Source organism: Robertmurraya sp. GLU-23 (assembly GCF_052983275.1).
Window position 1 is genome coordinate 515013 of sequence record NZ_JBRKCV010000001.1, and the last position, 22892, is coordinate 537904.

26 protein-coding genes are annotated in these 22892 nt (G+C 38.6%); 25 read left to right on the top strand and 1 reads right to left on the bottom strand.

Translation table 11 applies throughout. The annotated features are described in order from the left end of the window. Positions 1–20: 20 nt before the first annotated feature. The 16 genes from aroC (at position 21) to ACVBAX_RS02720 (ending at position 14247) form a co-directional block, all read left to right on the top strand. Positions 21–1184 (top strand): chorismate synthase, encoded by a 1164-nt coding sequence (gene aroC, locus ACVBAX_RS02645; protein WP_447115784.1) that lies wholly within the window; start codon positions 21–23, stop codon positions 1182–1184. After that, positions 1184–2272, top strand: coding sequence for a 3-dehydroquinate synthase (gene aroB, locus ACVBAX_RS02650; protein WP_447115785.1), 1089 nt, complete (start codon positions 1184–1186; stop codon positions 2270–2272). Before aroC ends, aroB begins: the two co-directional genes overlap by 1 nt. Next, positions 2269–2631 carry a chorismate mutase gene (gene aroH / locus ACVBAX_RS02655; protein WP_447115786.1) on the top strand — a complete coding sequence of 121 codons (363 nt, stop codon included), beginning with the start codon at positions 2269–2271 and terminating at the stop codon, positions 2629–2631. The genes aroB and aroH overlap by 4 nt, the downstream gene beginning before the upstream one ends. A gap of 33 nt (positions 2632–2664) precedes the next feature. Beyond that, entirely contained in the window at positions 2665–3759 is a 1095-nt protein-coding gene (hisC, locus tag ACVBAX_RS02660; RefSeq protein WP_447116025.1) for a histidinol-phosphate transaminase, read from the top strand. Between the two features lie 21 nt (positions 3760–3780). Beyond that, on the top strand, positions 3781–4887 hold the full coding sequence (locus ACVBAX_RS02665) for a prephenate dehydrogenase (RefSeq protein WP_430773016.1): 1107 nt from the start codon (positions 3781–3783) through the stop codon (positions 4885–4887). 186 nt (positions 4888–5073) lie between these two features. Next, on the top strand, positions 5074–6360 hold the full coding sequence (gene aroA / locus ACVBAX_RS02670) for a 3-phosphoshikimate 1-carboxyvinyltransferase (RefSeq protein WP_447115787.1): 1287 nt from the start codon (positions 5074–5076) through the stop codon (positions 6358–6360). A gap of 113 nt (positions 6361–6473) precedes the next feature. Beyond that, positions 6474–7376 carry a hypothetical protein gene (locus tag ACVBAX_RS02675; protein WP_447115788.1) on the top strand — a complete coding sequence of 301 codons (903 nt, stop codon included), beginning with the start codon at positions 6474–6476 and terminating at the stop codon, positions 7374–7376. Between the two features lie 23 nt (positions 7377–7399). Further along, on the top strand, positions 7400–8662 hold the full coding sequence (locus ACVBAX_RS02680; protein ID WP_447115789.1) for a tetratricopeptide repeat protein: 1263 nt from the start codon (positions 7400–7402) through the stop codon (positions 8660–8662). Positions 8663–8717: 55 nt separating this feature from the next. Continuing rightward, complete coding sequence (locus ACVBAX_RS02685; RefSeq protein WP_430773022.1) at positions 8718–9266, top strand: ReoY family proteolytic degradation factor; 549 nt, start codon at positions 8718–8720, stop codon at positions 9264–9266. 90 nt (positions 9267–9356) lie between these two features. Then, on the top strand, positions 9357–9821 hold the full coding sequence (locus tag ACVBAX_RS02690) for a YpiF family protein (RefSeq protein ID WP_447115790.1): 465 nt from the start codon (positions 9357–9359) through the stop codon (positions 9819–9821). Positions 9822–9971: 150 nt separating this feature from the next. Beyond that, entirely contained in the window at positions 9972–10478 is a 507-nt protein-coding gene (locus ACVBAX_RS02695; RefSeq protein ID WP_119708937.1) for a QcrA and Rieske domain-containing protein, read from the top strand. 3 nt (positions 10479–10481) lie between these two features. Beyond that, positions 10482–11156: a menaquinol-cytochrome c reductase cytochrome b subunit gene (gene qcrB / locus ACVBAX_RS02700; RefSeq protein ID WP_119708936.1), complete on the top strand. Its 675-nt coding sequence runs from the start codon at positions 10482–10484 to the stop codon at positions 11154–11156. Between the two features lie 54 nt (positions 11157–11210). Further along, positions 11211–11978, top strand: coding sequence for a c-type cytochrome (locus ACVBAX_RS02705; protein ID WP_430773027.1), 768 nt, complete (start codon positions 11211–11213; stop codon positions 11976–11978). A gap of 57 nt (positions 11979–12035) precedes the next feature. Then, positions 12036–12632 (top strand): DUF1405 domain-containing protein, encoded by a 597-nt coding sequence (locus ACVBAX_RS02710; RefSeq protein ID WP_430773029.1) that lies wholly within the window; start codon positions 12036–12038, stop codon positions 12630–12632. A 79-nt stretch (positions 12633–12711) separates the two neighbouring features. Then, positions 12712–13506, top strand: a complete 795-nt coding sequence (gene ypjB / locus ACVBAX_RS02715) for a sporulation protein YpjB (RefSeq protein WP_447115791.1) — start codon at positions 12712–12714, stop codon at positions 13504–13506. Between the two features lie 60 nt (positions 13507–13566). Beyond that, positions 13567–14247, top strand: a complete 681-nt coding sequence (locus ACVBAX_RS02720; protein WP_430773032.1) for a zinc metallopeptidase — start codon at positions 13567–13569, stop codon at positions 14245–14247. Between the two features lie 32 nt (positions 14248–14279). Here the strand turns inward: ACVBAX_RS02720 and ACVBAX_RS02725 are convergent, their stop codons facing one another. Next, positions 14280–15152, bottom strand: a complete 873-nt coding sequence (locus tag ACVBAX_RS02725; protein WP_430773033.1) for a YitT family protein — start codon at positions 15150–15152, stop codon at positions 14280–14282. Positions 15153–15399: 247 nt separating this feature from the next. On the opposite strand from ACVBAX_RS02725, the gene ACVBAX_RS02730 reads away from it, so the two are divergent. The 9 genes from ACVBAX_RS02730 to panC all read left to right on the top strand — a co-directional run bounded on the left by ACVBAX_RS02730 (position 15400) and on the right by panC (position 22887). Continuing rightward, positions 15400–15723, top strand: a complete 324-nt coding sequence (locus ACVBAX_RS02730) for a nucleotide pyrophosphohydrolase (RefSeq protein ID WP_447116026.1) — start codon at positions 15400–15402, stop codon at positions 15721–15723. Between the two features lie 2 nt (positions 15724–15725). Further along, entirely contained in the window at positions 15726–16523 is a 798-nt protein-coding gene (gene dapB, locus ACVBAX_RS02735) for a 4-hydroxy-tetrahydrodipicolinate reductase (protein ID WP_447115792.1), read from the top strand. A 15-nt stretch (positions 16524–16538) separates the two neighbouring features. Next, on the top strand, positions 16539–16961 hold the full coding sequence (mgsA, locus tag ACVBAX_RS02740; RefSeq protein ID WP_430773035.1) for a methylglyoxal synthase: 423 nt from the start codon (positions 16539–16541) through the stop codon (positions 16959–16961). Further along, entirely contained in the window at positions 16951–17658 is a 708-nt protein-coding gene (gene bshB1, locus ACVBAX_RS02745; RefSeq protein ID WP_430773036.1) for a bacillithiol biosynthesis deacetylase BshB1, read from the top strand. Before mgsA ends, bshB1 begins: the two co-directional genes overlap by 11 nt. Before the next feature lie 2 nt (positions 17659–17660). Further along, complete coding sequence (gene bshA, locus ACVBAX_RS02750; protein WP_447115793.1) at positions 17661–18821, top strand: N-acetyl-alpha-D-glucosaminyl L-malate synthase BshA; 1161 nt, start codon at positions 17661–17663, stop codon at positions 18819–18821. Further along, positions 18805–20004: a CCA tRNA nucleotidyltransferase gene (locus ACVBAX_RS02755; protein WP_447115794.1), complete on the top strand. Its 1200-nt coding sequence runs from the start codon at positions 18805–18807 to the stop codon at positions 20002–20004. Before bshA ends, ACVBAX_RS02755 begins: the two co-directional genes overlap by 17 nt. Continuing rightward, positions 19989–20969 (top strand): biotin--[acetyl-CoA-carboxylase] ligase, encoded by a 981-nt coding sequence (locus ACVBAX_RS02760; protein WP_447115795.1) that lies wholly within the window; start codon positions 19989–19991, stop codon positions 20967–20969. The genes ACVBAX_RS02755 and ACVBAX_RS02760 overlap by 16 nt, the downstream gene beginning before the upstream one ends. 239 nt (positions 20970–21208) lie before the next feature. Further along, positions 21209–22045 carry a 3-methyl-2-oxobutanoate hydroxymethyltransferase gene (panB, locus tag ACVBAX_RS02765; protein WP_430773041.1) on the top strand — a complete coding sequence of 279 codons (837 nt, stop codon included), beginning with the start codon at positions 21209–21211 and terminating at the stop codon, positions 22043–22045. After that, positions 22042–22887 carry a pantoate--beta-alanine ligase gene (gene panC / locus ACVBAX_RS02770; RefSeq protein WP_447115796.1) on the top strand — a complete coding sequence of 282 codons (846 nt, stop codon included), beginning with the start codon at positions 22042–22044 and terminating at the stop codon, positions 22885–22887. Before panB ends, panC begins: the two co-directional genes overlap by 4 nt. Positions 22888–22892 lie beyond the last annotated feature (5 nt).

Sequence of the window (22892 nt, forward strand, 5' to 3'; positions counted from 1 at the left end):
AGTTGAAGGGGGAAAGAGAAATGAGATATTTAACAGCAGGAGAGTCACACGGTCCACAATTAACAACAATTATTGAAGGTTTACCAGCAGGAATGCCGCTTCTTGCAGAAGACATTGACAAAGAATTAGCAAGAAGACAAAAAGGGCATGGTCGCGGTAGAAGGATGCAAATTGAAAAGGATACTGTACATATTACAAGCGGTGTCAGACATGGATTAACACTTGCATCACCTGTAGCGCTCGTTGTACAAAACGACGATTGGAAGCATTGGACAAAGATTATGGGTGCAGAACCTACAGATGATGAAGAAGTTAAACGCGTTATAACTCGTCCACGTCCTGGACATGCCGATCTAAACGGTGCACTTAAATATGGACATAGAGATATGCGTAACGTTCTTGAAAGATCCTCTGCTAGAGAAACAACGGTAAGAGTGGCTGCTGGAGCAGTTGCAAAAAAACTCTTATCTTTACTAGGAATTCAGGTTGCATCACATGTGGTTGAGATTGGTGGGATCAAATCTGAGGTAAATGCATATGACTCCATTGAGAGTTTGGCTGAGATTACCGAGAATTCACCAGTAAGATGCCTAGATCCTGTGGCTGAAAAGAAAATGATGCAGGCAATCGATGATGCAAAAGCGAATGGAGATTCTATAGGAGGAATCGTAGAAGTTGTTGTTGAAGGAATGCCTCCTGGTGTAGGGAGCTATGTTCACTATGACAGAAAGCTCGATTCTAAGCTAGCTGCTGCTATCGTGAGCATTAACGCCTTTAAGGGTGTTGAGTTTGGGATTGGATTTGAAGCAGCTAGGAAACCTGGCAGTGAAGTTCATGATGAGATTGAGTGGAGTGAAGGAGAAGGTTTCCATCGCAGCACAAATCGTCTAGGTGGCCTTGAAGGTGGAATGTCGACAGGAATGCCAATTGTTATTCGTGGAGTAATGAAGCCCATACCAACACTTTACAAGCCACTACAAAGTGTTGATATTGAGTCAAAAGAATCTTTTACTGCAAGTATTGAGAGATCAGATAGCTGTGCAGTACCTGCTGCCGCAGTCGTTGCTGAAAATGTAATTGCTTGGGAGCTTGCGACAGCAATAACTAATCAATTCTACGCAGATCGTCTAGATACATTAATAAAATCAATTGAAGATCAAAGAGCATATGCGAGGGAGTTCTAATGGAGACGATTCAAATCCATACTACTTCTAAGGAGTATCCTGTAATTTTAGGGGCTGAGGCAGTAACAGCCATAGCCCCTTTTTTAAAGGAACAACTATCAAACGTTACCAAAATCATGATTATTACGGACAGTAATGTTGGGGATCGGTATTTAAATCAAGTAAAACAGCAATTAGGTGAATACGAGGTGGTCACGCATCTTGTTCCTAATGGAGAGAAAGCAAAGACTTTTGATGTTTTTTATGATTGTTTAACGGCTGCATTACAGGAAAAACTGGACCGTAAATCATTGTTTATCGCGCTTGGTGGAGGGGCGATTGGTGATTTATGTGGGTTTGTTGCTGCTTCTTTTATGAGAGGTGTCCCTTTTATTCAGCTGCCTACTACCATTCTGGCACACGATAGTGCAGTTGGCGGGAAGGTTGCAATCAATCATCCACTTGGTAAAAACATGATAGGTGCATTCTATCAACCTGAAGCTGTTATATACGATATTAATTTTTTACAAAGTCTTCCAGCGATGGAGCGTCGTTCAGGCTTTGCAGAAGTAATGAAGCATGCACTAATAAATGAACTTCATTTTTATCAATGGCTTTTAACAGATGTAGATAATCTTCAAACGATAACGACCGGGCAATTACAAGAGTGTTTATCAAAGGGAATAAAGGTAAAAGAATCTGTTGTTTCAAAAGATGAAAAAGAGCTGGGGATACGAGCATTTCTAAACTTTGGCCATACACTTGGTCATGCTATTGAAGCGGAAGCAGGATACGGCTCCATTTCACATGGGGAAGCAGTTGTAATCGGGATGGTATTCGCATTGCGGTTAAGTAAAAAACTTTTACATTTACAGTTTGATCTCCAAGAGTTTGTTGATTGGCTACATAAACTTGGTTACTCAACAAAAGTTCCTTCAGGGCTATATGAAGAAAACTTAATCGATCGTATGAAACAGGATAAGAAGACCATTGGTCAAGTGATTCAATTTGTATTATTAGAGGATATTGGGAAACCAGTCCTTTATAAAATCGACGAAATGGTCCTTTTGGAAGAACTAAAACTATTTATGAAGGAGGAGAGCCGATGATTAGAGGAGTTAGAGGTGCTATTACGGTCCAAGAAAATAAAGAAGAAGAAATTTTAGCATCCACCAAGAGACTGCTCGATGAAATGATTCAAGCTAATCGAATCTCTCCAGAGTCAGTCGCATCCGTATTTATTTCTGTAACTGATGATGTTACAGCTACATTTCCAGCTAAAGCTATGCGTCAATTAGAAGGTTGGACATATGTTCCTGTTATGTGTATGAAGGAAATCTCTGTTCCGACTGGAATTACTTTTTGTATCAGGGTCATGATGCACGTAAATACTGAAATAGCACAAACGGATATTGAACATGTTTATTTGGAGGAAGCAGTTCTTTTACGACCGGATTTAAAGCAATAGGGATTTTTATTTATACGTAAGAGGTGATGGATGATGAGATGGAAGGATCAAATAAAGTCGTTAGCCCCTTATCAGCCGGGGAAATCAAAGGAAGAAGTAAAAAGGCAGTATGGGTTGGTAGAAATCATTAAATTAGCATCCAATGAAAACCCTTTTGGTTGTTCAAAAAAAGTGAGTGAAGTCATGTCTAAAGAAACAGGCTATTTCGCTCTTTATCCAGATGGCTATGCCACGACCTTACGCGATGTGTTAGCATCTCATGTGGGAGTGACACAAGATCAATTAATCTTTGGGAACGGTTCAGATGAATTGATTCTAATTATTGCCCGTGCCCTTCTACGTCCTGGCTATAATACGGTAATGGCTACTCCGACCTTCCCGCAGTATAAGCACAATGCCATTATTGAGGGTGCAGAAATTCGTGAGATTCCTTTGGTAGATGGTCACCATGATCTAGATCAAATGCTTGCGGCAATTGACGAGAAGACAAATGTGGTTTGGGTGTGTAGTCCGAATAATCCTACTGGTACATATATTCCAAAAGAAAAGTTGGAAAGTTTTCTTTCTAGAGTTCCAAAAGAAACACTCGTTGTATTGGATGAAGCCTACTATGAGTATGTAATTGCGGATGATTACTATAATTCTGTGGAACTGGTTGAGCAGTATTCAAATTTGATTGTTCTTAGAACCTTCTCGAAAATTTATGGTTTAGCTAGCTTGCGTGTGGGATATGGATTTGCTTCCAAAGAAATCATTCGTGCGCTAGAGCCGGTGAGAGAGCCATTTAACGTGAATAGTTTTGCGCAATTAGCGGCTATTGAAGCTTTAGGTGATCAAGAGTACGTGGAAAACTGTCGTACCTTAAACCATCAAGGATTAGAACAGTTTTATAAGTTCTGTGAGGAGCATAATCTTTCTTATATGCCTTCGCAAGGGAATTTTATCTTAATAGATTTTAAGACTGATGGCAATGAGGTATTTCAGTTCTTATTAGAGAGAGGATATATCGTACGGTCAGGAAATGCCCTTGGTTTTCCGACATCGGTCCGAGTTACGGTTGGCTCGAAGGAACAAAATGCTGGCATTATTGAAAAAATGTCACAGTACATGCAAGTAAAAGCACATTAAGTAACTTTAGGCGGTGATTTCTTGAAAGGGCGTGTGCTAGTCATTGGACTAGGGCTAATTGGGGGGTCATTAGCTCTTTGCATTAAGAAAAGACACCCAGAAGCAACACTAATAGGTTTCGACATTAATTTTGAACAATGCCGTCTTGGTAAGATGCTTGGCGTAATAGATGAGATTTGTGACAATTTGGAAGAAGAAGCAATGAACGCAGATGTTATTCTTATTTCAACTCCTGTTATAGAAACAGAAAAAATGATTGAGAAGCTTTGTGAACTTCCTCTAAAAAAAGATGTCATTATCAGTGATGCTGGAAGTACAAAAGAAGCAATTGTTTTGAAAGCACAGTGTTTAAAGGAGAAAAACATCACGTTTATTGGTGGGCATCCGATGGCTGGCTCACACAAAAGTGGAGTTGCTGCAGCCAAGGAAATTCTATTTGAAAATGCTTTTTACTTATTCACACCAGAGCCACATATCTCACAGGACAAGGTTGATTTATTAAAAAGTTGGCTTGAAGGAACTAGAGCGAAATTTATTACTATATCACCTGAAGAACATGATTACTTAACAGGTGTTATTAGTCATTTTCCGCATGTGATTGCGGCCTCTCTCGTACATCAGGCGGAGCAAACAAGTAGAGACCATCAGCTGATTACAAGGTTAGCTGCTGGTGGTTTTAGAGATATTACTAGAATTGCCTCAAGCAGTCCAGCCATGTGGAAGGATATTTCCCTTCACAACAAGAAAGTACTTCTTTCTTTGTTAGATCGTTGGAAGGATGAAATGGATAAGTTCTCAAAAATTTTATCAGATAACAATGAGGCGGAGCTGTTTGATTATTTTGCCGAAGCCAAAAATTTTCGGGATGATCTTCCTAGTAAGGAAAAGGGAGCAATCCCTGCATTTTACGATCTATTTGTAGATGTTCCGGATTACCCAGGTGTTATCTCAGAAATTACAGGTTATTTAGCAAAAGAGCGTATTTCCATTACCAATATCCGTATTCTAGAAACTAGAGAAGATATAAACGGGGTACTTGTTATCAGTTTTCAAACAGAGGTCGATATGGCGAATGCGGAGGAATGCATCCAACGCTATACCAATTATGGTACCTCAACCGGCCTATAGGTTTGGTTAAAAGATAGGAAGTATTACTTAAATGAACTTTTAACAGTGTCTAGCTGCAGCGCCTAGCTCCTCGGGTCATAAGCCAAAGCCCTACAGAGGTCAGGACCTCTTTCGGTCTCCGTCTTATGCCTGTCGGAGCTTACCAAGGCGCTTCCGCTTTTCTATTCGAAAGGAAGGATACAATCAATGACAACGGTGTTAACGTCACAAGTAAAGAGACTGGTAGGGGAACTCTCTATCCCTGGAGATAAGTCTATTTCTCATCGTTCTGTTATGTTTGGAGCGATTGCTCATGGTACGACTACCGTATCTAATTTTCTAACAGGTGAAGACTGTCTTAGTACGATTGCTTGTTTTCGAAAATTAGGGGTATCGATTCACCAGCATGAAGATACGGTTGAAATCGTTGGGAAGGGCTTTGAAGGCCTAGAAGAACCTAATGAACGACTAGATGTAGGTAATTCGGGAACAACGATTCGATTGATGCTTGGTATTTTATCAGGTAGACCTTTTTTTACTGCATTAGAAGGAGATTCTTCCATCGCCAAACGTCCTATGACAAGGGTTACGAATCCACTTCGTCAAATGGGCGCAATTATTGACGGCAGAGAAAATGGAAAGTTCACTCCTATTTCTATTAGAGGTGGAAATTTAGAAGGATTTACGTATGAGCTTCCAATGGCAAGTGCGCAAGTAAAATCAGCAATTATACTAGCTGGTTTACAAGCACAAGGAACGACAACGGTCATTGAACCATCGAAAACAAGAGATCATACGGAAAGAATGATTCGCCAATTTGGTGGGGAAGTTTCTGTTGATGGTTTAAAGGTCTCTGTAAACGGTGGACAAACACTCCAGGCAACTCATGTTCATGTACCGGGTGATATCTCTTCTGCTGCGTTCTTTTTAGTAGCTGGTGCGATTGTTCCTAATAGTGAAGTGACATTGCGCAATGTTGGTATTAACCCTTCTAGAACAGGGATTATTGACGTGATGCTTCAGATGGGAGCTTCTCTACATGTTTCTGATGAAGGTAAGGATGCGGCAGAGCCTGTAGCAGACTTAACTATTACAACCTCAAGTCTAAAGGGAATAACGATTGAGGGAGATATGATTCCTCGCTTAATCGATGAAATTCCTATCATTGCTCTATTAGCTACACAAGCTAATGGGACAACGATTATTAAGGACGCTGAGGAATTAAAGGTAAAAGAAACAAACCGAATTGATACAGTTGTTAATGAGTTGAAGAAATTAGGGGCGTCGATTGAAGCAACGGACGATGGTATGATTATTCACGGTGGAAGCAAGCTTCATGGCGGCCAAGTGAATAGCCATGGAGACCATCGAATCGGAATGATGCTTGCGATTGCAAGCTTAATCAGCAGTGAGGAAGTAACCTTAGAAAACGAAGAAGCAATCTCTGTTTCTTATCCAAAGTTCTTCTCACACTTAAATAAATTAATTAATTAGCAAATGAAACTGGCACGTATTTGATACGTGCCAGTTTTATATTTTCTATAAATATGTATGATTGTCCATTTTGTCTCATAGTTTGTCATAAGACCCTAAAAAGAGGTGGTTTTATGGCGTATATTATAGAGAATATAAACCTTTTAAAGAAGGACAAGCTTGAGAAAATATCTATTCTTGTGAAAAATGAGCGTATTTCCTCGATCACTAGTGAAATGAAAAACTATTCTTATGTAAAAATGAATGCCAGCGGCTATATTACGACAAATCCCCATATCATCTTTGACCCGAAAGTACCATCCCTCACAACCTTTTCAGAAATGAAGCCATATATGACGGAAAGGTTTCTTAAAAAGGGCTGTACCACATTTTTAACTTATGTGTCAGTATCCCAAGAGAAGAATTTAAAAACAAGCTTGAAACAGGTGAAAATGGGGTTATTAAGTAGTCCAATTGACTATGTTATTGGAGTAAAGATTCCTATATCTGCATTGACTCCATCCTTTATTCGATCAGTCAAACGAGAAAAGGTACCAGCGGTTTTTATTGAGTTTTCTTCAGTAGATGAATTGAAAGAGAAGCCTTGGGGATGGATAAGGGAAGCAATGTTTCCATATAATAGTCCCTTAATTCCATGCTTTCTAATGGATGGAGAACGCGAGAAGAAGCGTGCCAGTCAAGTATGGGATGATATTATGGCTAAACATAATATTCCAAGAATAAGAGAAGAACTAGTAGAAGGGGAACCTATTTCACAGGAAGCGCTGCATAAGATGGGAATTCTACCTGTTAAATCTCATTTACATCCAGGAAGTGAAGTGAGTTATAATTTCTATGTGAAACCATCTGAAATCATAAATATTGATGAAAAGACCCTATTTTTATATCATAGTGATAGACTACTAGTAACCGTGCATAAAGGCGAAGTGATTCGTGCAGGCGATAAGGTATGGTTTCGGTCAGGATATGGAGAACATGTCATAATAAAGACTCCTAGTTTTTTTGCAGGGGAATAGATTAGAGTAAGAAGGGATACAAGATGGATAAAGTAGAAAAGATCCTTTCACTATTAGAAAGTGGTCAACATGAGGAAGCAATAAAAAGTTATCAAGATATTTTATTAAATGGATCAAATGAAGAGAGATTTGTTCTTGGTGAGGAACTACTTCAGCTAGGTTTTCTAGAGGAAGCAAAAGAACTTTTTGAAACGCTTTTAATTGCGTACCCCGAAGAAGGGGAACTGCTTGTGTTATTGGCAGAAGCTTGTATCGAGCTCGGGAATGAGGAGGAAGCAATGCTAGCTCTTGAAAAAATTCACTCGTCTGACCAGAGCTATCCGCAGGCCTTGCTTCTTGCAGCTGATTTATACCAAATGCAAGGATTATTTGAAGTAAGTGAACAGAAGCTCTTAACAGCTAAAAAAGTGCTTCCTGATGAAGTATTGATAGACTTTGCTTTGGCTGAGCTTTATATGGAACAAGGAAGATTTACAAATGCCATTCAATTGTACGAGGGTGTACTTAAAAAGGAAAAAGAACTTGCAGGGACAAGTATTCACCAACGTTTAGCAGAGGCGTACAGTGCAGGTGGAGCGTTTGAAGAGGCATTGCCCCATTATGAACAAGCACTAGAGGACAGATTTGAATTGAATACATTGTTCGGGTATGGTTTTACAGCCCTTCATGCCGGATACTACCAAACGGCAATCGAGAAACTTACAGAATTAAAGAATATGGACCGTGAGTACAACTCTCTTTACTTATACCTAGCTAAGGCTTATGAGCATGAAGAAGAGTTATCGACAAGTCTCGAGGTAATTAAAGAAGGCATTCAACATGATGAGTTTAATAAAGACCTCTTCTTCTACGGTGGAAAAATTGCATTAAAATTAAATCTTGAAGATGAAGCAGAGCGGCTGATTAGGGAAGCGTTAGCACTTGACCCGGAGTTCGTTGAAGCCGCACTTACCTTAAATAAGCTGTTTTTTCACCAAGAAAAATATGACGATGTGTTAGAAATTATTGATATTATGAATGAGCATGGAGTAGAAGAACCGCAGTTATTGTGGGATGAAGCAAATGCTTTGGCGAATGTTGAAAGATATTCAGAGGCATTAAACAAATATCAACTTGCATATAATTTCTTTAAGAATCAACAAGAATTTTTAACAGATTACGGATATTTTTTAATTGAAGAAGGAAAAACGCATGACGCTGCAGAAGTTTTTAGTATACTTCTTCAAATGGATCCAAGTAATGAAGAGTTTGCAGAATTGGTGCAGAGATTTTCTGAAGACATGTAAGTGAAAAAACAGGTGTTTAATCGAAATTAGTTGTATGCAGAGGAGGGAAGCAACGATGACGACCCCTGTATCTGTCAACGAGAAAAAAGATTTTATTCGCTGGTTTTTAAATCATTATCAACTAAAAAGACGTGAATGTGTATGGATTTTAAATTACTTAATGAGCCATGATCAATTAATGGAGAAAGTGCACTTTGTTGATCAAGCGCAATATTGCCCACGTGGTCTCGTTATGTCTACACATTGCGTTGATGAAGTACCATTTCGTTTTTATAAGGAAAATGTGATGACAACGGATGCTGAAAAATCATTCCATGACATTCGCCTTAATCGAGATGAAGAGATTTATATTCAGTTGAATTTTCACGCATCAAATCAAGCGCATCAATATGTGATTGTGCTAGAGGATAATCCATTTATGCCAAACAGTCTGCAAATTAATGAAAAGGATCGTATCCTTGCTGAAAGATTTTTAACAACTAGTTTATCAAAATTCCAGCGTGATAAGCTTCTTACGTTGATTGATGATGCACTTGACAGACAGGATCAGGAAGCCTTTCAGAAACTAACAAGACAGCTAAAACTGCTCGGAAACAGTGAATAAAGAAAAAGCCTGCTAGTACATAGCAGGTTTTTTTTATTTCTAAAAAATGGTATGATAAGAATGATTTAATAGATAATTGGAGTGGTTCTTGTGAAATGGGTTTCTCAGGATATGGACATGTTTTTAGGAGCAAAAGAGTATGTAGACACAGCTGTGTTGCCTTTGCTTCCAGTGTCATTTGGAAATGATATTAAGCAGTCGGTTGCGATGACGGAATTTATCCAGCTGCTTACAATCCCTTTAGAAAGGCAGTTTAAGGGAAGGATGATTATGCTTCCAGGACATAGTTATCTAAAGAATAAGAGTAAAGAGAAACTTTTAGAAGAAGTCATTGGTTGGGAGAAAGAGCTTTTCGAAAACGGATTTAAACATGTTTTCTTTGTTACATCAGATAGTATATGGAAATCCATTGAAGGGGAACTAAAGGGAGGCCTAATTTGGCTACCGTCCATCCCGTTAGCAGCTATGGATGAGGGTGCTAGAAACAGTATTTTAGAAGATCAAGTAAAACAGCTTTTACAATTGTTCATGCAAAAATGGCAAGACGATGTATAAAAAGAGATAATAGTCACACAGTTGACATCGTTTGGTCAAAGTATTATATTGACCTCGCTTACATCTTGATATATCATGGTTATGTCCTAGTTTTATAATGTGTTGAATTATGTCCGTTGGACTCAACTTCATAATAGAGGGGGGAAAAGTATGAGCAAACATCGTGTTTCTAGACGTCAATTCTTAAACTACACTCTCACTGGTGTAGGCGGTTTCATGGCTGCTGGAATGCTTATGCCAATGGTTCGCTTTGCTGTAGATCCAGTATTGAAAGCGAGTGCAAGTGGGGATTTTATTCCTACACCGCAAAAAATCAGTGAAATTACTGAGGAACCAACTCGAGTTGACTTTTCATTTGAACAACAAGATGCTTGGTACACTTCAGAAGTAACAAATACGGCATGGGTATACAAGGATGAAAATGGGGAGATCGTCGCTTTATCACCCGTGTGTAAGCATTTAGGCTGTGTGGTTGACTGGAACACTGACAAAGCAAATCAAAATCGTTTTTATTGCCCTTGTCATGGTGGATTGTATGAAAAGGACGGAACGAACGTACCTGGTACACCACCAATTGCAAAACTTGATGTATATCCAACACAAGAAAAAGACGGCTTTCTACTTTTAGGAAAAGCCAAGCCAAGAGAGGAGGCGTAATAGATGTTAAACAAAATTTATGATTGGGTAGATGAACGTTTAGATATTACGCCTTTGTGGCGCGACATTGCTGACCATGAAGTTCCTGAGCACGTTAACCCTGCTCATCACTTTTCAGCGTTCGTGTACTGTTTTGGTGGTTTAACGTTCTTTGTTACGGTTATTCAAATTTTATCTGGTATGTTTCTAACGATGTATTATGTTCCAGATATAAAAAATGCTTGGGAATCTGTTTATTATCTTCAAAATGAAGTTGCATTTGGACAAATTGTTCGCGGCATGCACCACTGGGGTGCTAGTCTTGTTATCGTTATGATGTTCTTACATACATTGCGAGTGTTTTTCCAAGGTGCGTATAAAAAGCCTCGTGAATTGAACTGGATTGTCGGAGTATTAATTTTCTTCGTTATGCTTGGTTTAGGATTCACTGGATATTTATTACCATGGGATATGAAAGCTCTATTTGCTACTCAGGTAGGGATTAAAATTGCTGAGTCAACTCCACTTATCGGGGAACAAGTGAAAATCTTACTTGCTGGACACTCTGATATCGTCGGTGCTCAAACATTAACTCGTTTCTTTGCAATTCATGTATTCTTCTTACCTGGTGCTCTATTAGGATTAATGGGAGCTCACTTCTTAATGATTCGTAAGCAAGGTATCTCTGGTCCATTGTAAAACCTAAATGTAATCTATTGAAAGAGATTGATAAAAAAGGAGGGGGATTGTTGTATGCATCGTGGAAAAGGTATGAAGTTCGTAGGTGATTCTCGTGTACCTGCAGAACGCAAACCGAATATTCCGAAAGACTACTCGGAATTTCCTGGCAAAACGGAAGCATTCTGGCCTAACTTCCTTCTCAAAGAATGGATGGTAGGGGCAGTTTTCCTTATTGGATATTTATGTTTAACTATTGCTCATCCATCTCCTCTAGAGAAAATGGCTGATCCAACAGATACGGCATATATTCCACTGCCAGACTGGTATTTCTTATTCTTATACCAATTGTTAAAGTATAGCTATGCTTCAGGACCATACAATGCGATTGGGGCATTTATTATTCCTGGTTTAGCATTTGGTGGATTATTGTTAGCACCATTTATCGACCGTGGACCTGAACGCCGTCCTTCTAAACGTCCATTAGCAACTGGTTTTATGTTACTAGCTCTTGCAGCTATTACATTTTTAACTTGGGAATCTGTTGCAACACATGACTGGGAAGCTGCTAAAGCTCAAGGTCAAATCGTTGCTGAGGTCGAGTTTGACCAAGAGTCTGACGGCTATAAGCTTCTCGATCAAAATGGCTGTTTAGCATGTCATGGAGGCGATCTCCAAGGGGGAGGGCCAAATCCAGCTTTAGTTGGTAATGAATTAACTGCTGAGGAAGTTAAGGATATTGCTACAAATGGTAGAGGCTCTATGCCTGCTGGAATGTTTAAAGGTACTGATGAAGAGTTAGAAGTACTTGCAGAGTTTGTCTCTTCTCTTAAAAGTGAATAAATCTTGAGAGCTGGCATAGTATATGCCAGCTTTTTTCAAATGATAGCGAGGTGCAAGATGAAGTGGATTTACTATTTTTTAACCAATCGAATGATTCTTTGGTTCTTACTTGTAATTAATATTCTTGGGACCATCTACGCCTATTATTGGTACCGATATCAGCTAGCAGAAACACCACCGATTTTCTTACTCTTTGTTCCAGACAGCCCAACAGCTTGTTTATTTTTTGTATTTGTTTTAGTTGCCTTTTTACTGGGTAGAAATTGGCCTTTATTTGAGGCGTTAGCTATGGTGACCTTGTTTAAGTATGGTATCTGGGCAGTTGTGATGAACTATCTTGTATTAGTTGTATCTGGAGAGTTAGATATGATTGGTTATATGCTAATGCTATCGCATGGTGCAATGGCCTTACAGGGTTTATTATATGCGCCATTTTACCGTTTTAAGGCATGGCATTTAGTTGTAACTGGTATTTGGACAATACATAATGATGTGATAGATTATGTGTTTAAAATGCTACCTAGATATCATATGCTTGATGATTATATTCCTCAAATTGGTTATTTTACATTTTGGTTAAGTATTGTATCATTATCGCTTGCTTATTGGTTTGTAGTAAGAGCAAACAGCAAGAAAATGGAACTTACATTTTGATTCTAGCTATTCAATAATTTCTGGTCTAACCTTGTCCTCCCATACATAACATTTAATAGTATAAAGAGGGGGGACAAGTATGAAAGCAAGAGTTGTTATATTTATATGTATTTTGATTCTACTATTTCCTATAACGATACATGCAGATGAAACGTCGCCTATCGATAAGCTAAATTCAATTTCAGATGAGGCCTTACAAATGGTGAGATCATCTCGATATGATGATGCACATAAGCTTCTCTTGTATTTCTCTGAAGAATTCATTAGCATGGACCAAAGACCGTTTTCTATGGACGAATTACGGATTGTTACGGTCGCTCATAATGAGGCGTTAGAGGCAACAGCTAATGATTCAATGGAACATTCGGAGATCGTAAATAAAGTAACAAAGTTCCGCCTTGTTATGGACGCCATAAATACAGGTCGTCAACCTCTTTGGACTGAGATGGAAGGACAGGTGCTAATGGTATTTGGCGGTGTAAAAGAAGCGGTCAAAAGTGGGCATACAGAGAGGTTTCATGAGCAATTAAACTCTTTCCTATCTCTATATCAAATGATTTACCCTAGTTTAAAACTTGATATTAGATCAGAGAAAGTCCAAAGACTTGATACAAAAATCAATTATATTGATCATTATCGACCGAAAATACTTTCCGAGGAAAGTAGTATGAAGGATTTAGAATCGATTGAAAGTGATTTAAAGGGTATTTTTGAAGGAATGACCGAAGATGAAGCGGATCCTTCCCTTTGGTGGGTAATTTTTACAACAGGTAGTATCATTGTTGCAACTTTATCTTATGTAGGGTTTAGAAAGTATGCCGGTGAAAAAAATCAAAGGCGGGAGCAAAACCGCTCAAGAGAGCTAAAAGATTGACATCAATAGTTGTCAATTATAAAATTAGGGTAACAACTTGTTTTGAATTGGAGGAACATAATGACAACCCTTATTTACTTTGCTTTAATTATATTGGTACCACTTTGGGCTCAATTTAAAGTGAAGAGAGCTTACGCAAAATACTCTAAAGTAGCTTCTTCCTCCCATATTCGTGGGGCAGAGGTAGCTCGTAAAATTTTAGATGCCAACGGTTTATATCATGTCGGTGTAGAAGAAACTCGAGGACATTTAACAGATCATTATGATCCAAGGGTAAAAACAGTAAGACTTTCTTCCGAAAATTATCACGGTCACTCTGTTGCAGCCGCTGCGATCGCCGCACACGAAGTTGGACACGCGATTCAAGATGACCAGAATTATGCGTTCTTACGCTTTAGACATGCATTAGTTCCTGTTGCGAATTTAGGTTCAAACCTATCTTGGATATTGATTATGGTCGGTATTTTTGCTCAAATTAGTGGATTACTTTTACTGGGAATCGTCTTTATGGCAGCAGCTGTTGTTTTTCAAGTTGTTACACTACCAGTAGAATTCAATGCTTCCAATCGTGCCATGGACCAAGTAGTTTCAATGGGGATCATTCGTAATGATGAGGAAAGAGAGACAAAACGCGTGCTAGATGCAGCCGCTTTAACATATGTTGCAGCAGCAGCAGTTGCTGTTCTTGAGTTAGTACGTTTAGTCTTGATATATACAGGAATGTCCAGAAGTGAAGATTAAATAAAAAAACAGCCCATAGGGCTGTTTTTTTATTAATGCTCGATAGGGCGTTTGTTTTCATCTAAAGTGAATCCCTCTCCCAATACATCATGAACCATTGTAACGGAAACAAATGCGTGAGGGTCCACTGAAGTAATGACCCGCTTTAAAAGAACGATCTCGTTTCGACCAACAACGCAATAAAGAACTTCCTTTTCTTGTTTAGAATAAGAACCATGGCCTTTAAGAACAGTAACACCTCGTTCCATTTCGGTCATAATTTTGTCTGCAATTTCTTGGTTCTTCTCAGAAATAATGATAGCGCCTCTTGCAGAATAAGCTCCTTCTTGCATGAAATCGATGACTCTAGCTCCAACAAATACGGCAACAAGGGTGTACATCGCTTCTTGGTAGGTTAGGTAGAAAATTAGGGATAGTGAAATAACAACTACATCAAATAAAAACATTGTCTTCCCCATGCTCCAGCCAATGTATTTATGGACTAGGCGTGCAATAATATCCACGCCACCAGTCGTTCCACCGAAGCGAAAGATAATCCCTAGACCTACACCAATGAACACACCAGCAAACAGTGCAGCAAGAGTTAAGTCGTCTTTAAGTGGCATATTGATTTGATAGCGTTGAAAAATCCATAAAAACACAGAGACTGCGAGTGTACCAATAAGTGTATAATAAAAGACGTTTCTTCCTAATAATCGCCAGCCAATAATAAATAAAGGAATGTTTAAGAGTAGATTTGTGTAGGAAGGATCTAAATTAAATAAAAAATATAGTAATAAGGTTATACCTGTAAAACCACCTTCAGCTAAATTGTTTTGCATATTAAAATGAACAATGCCAAAGGAAAAGATAGCGGAACCAAGTAGAATAAAGAAGATATTCTTTAGTTTAAGCGTAAAAAGCATGCTGTTGACCTCACTTTATAAACGGAAATTTTTAGCTATTTCTATTAGTGCGTTTCTAATTATAGGGAAATCAAAGTTTAAACGCAATATCATAGCTGTTCTTCATTAAAATCTGATGAAGCGAACGTTATCAAATTATTTGTAAATAGTGTTCCTTTTAGCTAACATTGTAATAATAGGTGTAGAGAAAAATAGCTGCACACGATATGATATGAGGTGAATACCTTTGGAAAACAGTAATAAGACAATGAAGCAATTGCAAGAAGAGGTAGATACATACATTGGCCAGTTTAAAGAAGGTTATTTTAGTCCACTTGCTATGCTTGCAAGAATGACAGAAGAGCTTGGTGAACTAGCTCGAGAAGTAAATCATTATTACGGGGAGAAACCAAAAAAGGCATCTGAGAAGGCAAATACCATTGAAGAAGAACTTGGCGATATTGTTTTCGTTCTTATTTGCTTTGCAAATTCACTCAATATTGATTTAGAAGAAGCTCATAACCGTGTAATGGAGAAGTTTAATACACGAGATAAAAATCGATGGACAAGAATTGAAACGGAAGGGGAATAATTGTGGAAAAGATTAAAGTAGTAGTTGCAGGACCTCGTGGGAGAATGGGTTCTGAGGCAGTAAAGCTGGTTATGAATACTGAGGAATATGAGCTCGTTGGAGCACTAGACTATAAGAATAATGGATTGAAGCTTAGTGATATTGGGTTTCCTTCTGCAGATGCACCTATATTTACAGAAGCCGAAGAATGTTTCAATACAGTAAAACCTGATGTGTTGATTGATTTAACAACACCTGAATTTGGAATGTACCATGCAAAAACCGCTCTTCTACATGGGGTTAGGCCAGTTGTTGGTACGACCGGTTTTTCTGATGATAACTTAAAAGAACTAGAACGTCTTTGTGATGATCAAAAAAGAGGCTGCATTATTGCCCCAAACTTTGCATTAGGGGCTGTATTAATGATGAAATTTGCGCGTCTAGCAGGTAGATACTTTCAAGATGTTGAGATTATCGAGTTACACCATGATCAAAAACTAGATGCACCATCGGGAACTGCTTTGAAAACTGCCCAGATGATTGCAGAAGTAAGGGATCATAAAGAGCAAGGGCATCCAAATGAAAAAGAAACGTTGTCTGGTGCAAGAGGAGCAAATTTTGAGGGGATGCATATTCATTCTGTTCGTCTACCAGGGCTAATTGCCCATCAACAAGTCATGTTTGGTTCATCAGGTCAAACCCTTTCTATTCGCCATGACTCATATAATCGTGAGTCGTTTATGTCAGGTGTAAAGCTAGCAGTTGACTCAGTGATGAAGCTTAATGTGTTTGTTTATGGTTTAGAAAATATAATTGAATAACTAGGGGGGATTATCTTGAACATTGCCTTAATTGCTCATGATAATAAAAAGGATGAGTTAGTACGTTTTTCAATCGCCTATAAGGATATTTTCGAAGAGCATACCTTGTTTGCAACAGGAACAACAGGCCTAAGAATTATGGAAGCAACGGGATTGTCGATTCAGCGATTTCAGTCAGGGCCACTAGGTGGGGACCAAGAAATCGGGGCAATGATTGCTAAAAATTCAATGGATATAGTGTTTTTCTTTAGAGATCCGCTAACGGCTCAACCACATGAACCGGATGTGACCGCGTTAGTACGTCTCTGTGATGTGTACGCCATTCCGTTAGCAACTAATATTGGGACGGCGGAAGTACTAATAAAAGGACTCGAGCGTGGTGATCTTGCCTGGAGAGACATCATCCATCAAGAACAAGGTGAGGGCAATGACAAATAATATACATATCCTATCCTTTGGAGCACATGCAGATGATGTTGAAATAGGCATGGGTGGAACAATTGCGAAATATACCTCTGAAGGGAAAACAGTAGTAATTTGTGATTTAACAAAAGCTGAGCTTTCAAGTAATGGAACAGTAGAACTTCGACAAGAAGAAGCGATGAAAGCGGCTGGAATTCTCGGTGTAAAAGAAAGAATTACATTAAATCTTCCTGATCGAGGATTATTTTTATCAGAGGGAGCGATTCGTCAAGTCGCTCATATTATTCGGTTGTATCGACCGGAGATTGTTTTTGTTCCTTATGAAAAAGATCGTCACCCTGATCATGGAAACTGCGCCAGAATTGTGGAAGAAGCCTTTTTTTCTGCCGGTATTCAAAAGTTTCAGACAGGGTTTGATGATAGGGCCTACCGACCTAAGCAGCTTTACTACTATATGATAAACGGATTTTCTACTCCTGATTTCGTAGTCGATGTGACGAATATGTATGAAAGGAAAAAAGAAAGTCTAGAGGCATATAAAAGCCAATTTACAAAGCAAGCGAATAGTATAGACACACCGCTCACGAATAATTATATTCCTTCTTTGGAGGCAAGGGAGCTTTTATTTGGTAAAGAAGTTGGAACTCTTTACGCAGAAGGTTTTAAAGTAAGAGCTCCGATTTTACTCAATCGTGATTTACTAGGAGAATAACAATGAATAAAAAAATGAAAATAGGTATTACCTGTTATCCAACAGTAGGGGGCTCGGGTGTCATTGCTACCGAGCTTGGGAAAATGTTGGCGGAAAATGGGCATGAGATTCATTTCATTTCTTCAAGCCTCCCATTTCGGTTAAATCGGATGTACCATAATGTGTATTACCATCAAGTAGAGGTAAATCAATACTCGGTCTTTCAATATCCGCCCTATGATATTGCTCTAGCTAGTAAAATGGCGGAGGTTATTAACCGTGAAGAGTTGGACCTTCTTCATGTCCATTATGCGATTCCGCACGCTGTTTGTGCCATTTTAGCAAAGCAAATGAGTGGAAGAGATGTAAAGATTGTAACCACATTACACGGTACCGATATTACTGTTTTGGGGTATGATCCTTCATTAACGGATGCTATTCGATTTGGAATTGAAAAATCAGATATTGTTACAGCCGTGTCTAAATCCTTAATTAGTCAGACGTACGACCTGATAAATCCTGATAAAACAATCGAGACGGTTTATAACTTTATTGATGAACGAGTCTATAATAGATCAGATTCCTCACATTTAAAAGACGAGTACAGAATCCTGCCGGAAGAAAAGATAATCATTCATGTATCTAATTTTAGACCAGTGAAAAGGGTTCAGGATGTTGTTCGTACATTTGAGAAGATTACAAAAGAAATTCCAGCTAAGCTATTACTTGTTGGTGATGGACCAGAAATGACAGTCGTTTGTAAACTAGTTAAAAAGCTAAATATCGCAGATAAAGTGTTGTTTCTTGGCAAACAAGATAGTGTAGAAGAGCTTTATTCAATTAGTGACCTCATGCTTTTATTATCTGAAAAAGAAAGCTTTGGATTAGTTGCATTAGAAGCGATGGCTTGCGGCGTCCCATGTATTGGAACGAATGTAGGAGGCATCCCTGAAGTTATCGACCATGGTCAAAGTGGGTTTATTTGTGAACTTGGAGACATTGAGGATATGTCTGATAAAGCAATTGATCTTTTACGAAATCCAGTGAAGCACCAGCGATTCAGAGAGGCCTCGGTTAAACTTGTAAGAGAGAAATTCCAAGCGACGACAATCGTTAAGCAGTACGAAGACTTATATAAAAGTTTATTGCAAAGCGGTGAACAACCATATGAAAGAACCTTTTAAGTCAGCGATTCCAGTCCTTGAGTTAATTGAAAAAGCTGGGTTTAAAGCCTACTTTGTGGGAGGCTCTGTTCGTGATTATTTACTTGGACTTCCAATTAATGATATTGATATTGCTTCTTCTGCGACACCAAGTGAAATTAAAGAGATATTTCCAAAAACAATTGACCTTGGGATTGAACATGGAACCGTCATGGTTCTATATAATAACCATTCGTATGAAATTACGACCTTTCGTACTGAGTCAGATTATGTAGATTATCGGAGGCCTACATCCGTAACATTTATTCGATCCATTGAAGAAGACCTTGCAAGGCGTGATTTTACGATGAATGCCGTGGCAATGGATCGATTTGGGGAGATACTTGACCCTTTTGAAGGAAAAATGGATATTGAGGCTAAAACGATACGTACCGTAGGAATGGCTAGTGAGCGCTTTTCAGAGGATGCGCTACGCATGCTAAGGGGCATTAGGTTTGTTAGCAAGCTTTCATTTGTATTAGATCCTGATACATACCAAGGAATAAAGGATAATAAACACTTACTTTCACATATTGCGGTTGAAAGGATTGCAGCCGAATTAGATAAATTGATCAGTGGAGCCCATACGTCTCAAGGAATTCAATTGTTAATAGAAACAGAAATACATAAATACATACCGGGTTTACTAGATAAAAAAGAAGCATTGTTGCAGCTAGCCCAACTGCCGGTTCAATCATTATCCGTTGATGAAAAGTGGGCATTATTTTCTCACCTCATACAAAAAGGTGGAAAAGAAATTAAACAATTTTTTAGCGGATTAAGATTCTCAAATAAAAGAGTTCAACAGATTGCTTATTTGTCGACATGGTTAAATGAACGCTCAAGAAAAAATTGGTCAATCGAGTCCGTATATGCTTCTAGAAAAGAGACAGCGCTTCAAGTGGAGAAGATTTACCAAACTTACAAAAGGAAGGTTGATCCCCTTGCATTTGCCAGCCTCCAGAAAATCATTGAATCTCTTCCTATTCATTCTTTAGCGGATGTAAAAGTTTCAGGATCAGACCTAATTGAATGGAAACAGAAAAATGCAGGGCCATGGGTGAAGGATGTACTTAAAGAGATTGAAACAGAAATTCTCCATGGAAGACTTGAGAATAAAAATGAGGTTATAAAAGAGTGGGTGACAAAATGCAGTCTGAATTAAGAAAAAAGCTTCTTGAGGCATTTACGAATTCCGAGCAAGAGTATGTTTCTGGACAGTACTTAGCAGATGTAATGGGTTGTTCAAGAACAGCTGTATGGAAGCATATTGAGGATTTAAGAAAAGAAGGCTTTGAATTAGAGGCGGTTAGGAAAAAGGGATATAAAATCTTAAACTTGCCAAAGAGTATTTCAGCTGATCGCGTACAATTGGGGTTAAAAACAGAGTTTATCGGTAAAGTAATTCATTATGAAGAGACGGTTGATTCTACTCAAAAGATTGCTCATTTGTTATCGCATGAAGGGGCGGTCGAAGGGACCGTTGTGATTGCTGAGGAACAAAAAGGCGGAAGAGGAAGAATGGATCGTGTGTGGCATTCACCAAAATCTACGGGGATTTGGATGAGCCTTATTTTAAGACCGAAAATACCCATTCAAAGAGCACCGCAGCTTACTTTACTAACTGCTGTAGCAATTGTACAAGCAATAGAAGAAACAACTAGTTTAACTCCGCAAATTAAATGGCCGAATGATATATTAATTGAGCAACGAAAAGTGACTGGGATTTTGACTGAGCTTCAGGCAGATGCGGACCGAATTATTTCAGTTATTATCGGAATGGGTTTGAACATTAATCAAACAGAAGATGATTTTCCACCTGAACTTCATGAAATTGCTACTTCCTTACGTATAAAGGAAGGGAAGGAACTGGACAGAGCTGAATTAATAAAAGTAATTTTCCAAAAGTTTGAAACGCTATACAAGATTTTTTTAGATAAAGGTTTTTATCCTATTAAGTTATTATGGGAAAGCTATGCAATAAGCATCGGTAAAGAAATTACAGCAAGAACCTTGAATGGTTCAATTAGTGGAAAAGCACTTGGAATTACCGATGAGGGTGTACTGAAGGTAGAAGATGATTTAGGTGAAATACATCATATTTATTCCGCAGACATAGAACTTCACTAATTTGTAAATAGATAATTTAAGAAGATTTTGCTATAATTTGAAGCGTCGGGCAGTATCCACGGTGAACTGCACCATTTGGTATATACAAAATTTTATAAGTAGTCTGCCTAGATCCAAAGATGGACCGGGACAGAGGGATAAACAAAACATCAAATTCAGGGATCCTTCTGTGTATTTTTAGGATTCCTTTTTATATTGTAATCAAATGTTTTGTTCCTCTCCGGGAAAGGAGAATGTATATGAAACAGTTGAATGATTTTAGAAGTATGAAAAAAAATGGTGAGAAAATCGTAATGTTAACCGCATACGATTATCCTTCAGCCAAGCAAGCAGAAGGTTGCGAAGTTGACATGATTCTTGTTGGTGATTCTCTAGGGATGGTTGTGTTAGGGTATGATTCAACGATTCCAGTAACAACGGCTGATATGATTCACCACAGTAAAGCGGTAAGACGTGGGGCTTCCAATACTTTTACAGTTGTCGATATGCCTTTTATGAGCTATCATTTATCCGTCCGCGATACATTACTAACTGGAGCAAAAATGATACAAGAAACCGGAGCACAGGCACTTAAGCTTGAAGGTGCAGATGGGGTACTTGAACATATTCAAGCCTTAACTAATGCAGGAATTCCCGTTTGTGCACATTTGGGTTTAACTCCTCAATCAGTAGCGGTGTTAGGTGGTTACAAGGTTCAAGGGAAAGATGCTCAAGCGGCACAAAAATTAATTCAAGACGCGAAGCTTTGTGAAGAAGCAGGTGCATTTATGCTTGTTTTAGAATGTGTACCAAAGCAACTAGCAAGGGAAATCACGAAGCAATTAACTATTCCGGTCATTGGGATTGGTGCAGGTGTGGAGGTAGATGGTCAAGTACTTGTCTATCATGATGTCGTCACATATGGTGTGAATAGAGTTCCAAAATTTGTTAAGACATTTGGTAATGTAGATGAGGTAGTTACTAAAGGAATTTCTGCTTATGTATCTGAGGTGAAGAGCACTCAATTTCCTTCAGATGATCAGAGCTTTTCGATGAAAGAAGAAGAGTTAAAAGGTCTGTATGGAGGAGAAAGATGAAAGTAATTACTTCAATTTCACAAATGCAAAAAGAAGTACAATCACTAAAAAATGACAAGCTTTCAATCGGTTATGTCCCAACCATGGGATACCTTCACGAGGGTCATGTCCGTTTAGTAAAGAATGCAAGAGAAGAAAATGATATTGTAATTATGAGTATATTTGTGAATCCATTACAGTTTGGACCGAATGAGGACCTTGATGCTTATCCGCGGGATTTTGAGCGCGATAGTGAAATAGCAAGAAATGAAAAGGTAGATTATATTTTTTATCCATCAGTTGAAGAGATGTATCCATCGAAGCCTTCTGTTACACTGGTTGTTCAAAAGAGGGTTGATGTACTTTGTGGAAGCTCAAGGCCTGGTCATTTTGATGGGGTTGCAACCGTATTAGCGAAGCTTTTCCATATTATCCAGCCAACTCGTGCGTATTTTGGTATGAAAGATGCACAGCAGGTAGCGGTTGTTGATGGGTTAATATCCGATCTACATTTCCCAATTGAATTAATTCCTGTAGAAACCGTAAGGGAAGAGGATGGTTTAGCAAAGAGCTCCCGTAATGTAAGATTAACGCCTAAAGAGCGAGAAGAAGCATCTGTTCTGTATAAAAGCTTAAAAGAAGCGGAAAACCAAATCCATGCAGGGGAAAGAGATGTCGAAGTAATCATTTTAAACATGAAAAATACGATAAGTATGAATTCATCTGGAGCGGTTGATTATATAGAGATCTACTCTTATCCAGAACTGGAAAAACTAGAGGTTCTAGAGGGAAAAGTCATCATCGCTCTTGCAGTGAAGTTTTCGAATGCTCGTTTAATAGATAATCTGGTGCTCACTATATAGACAAC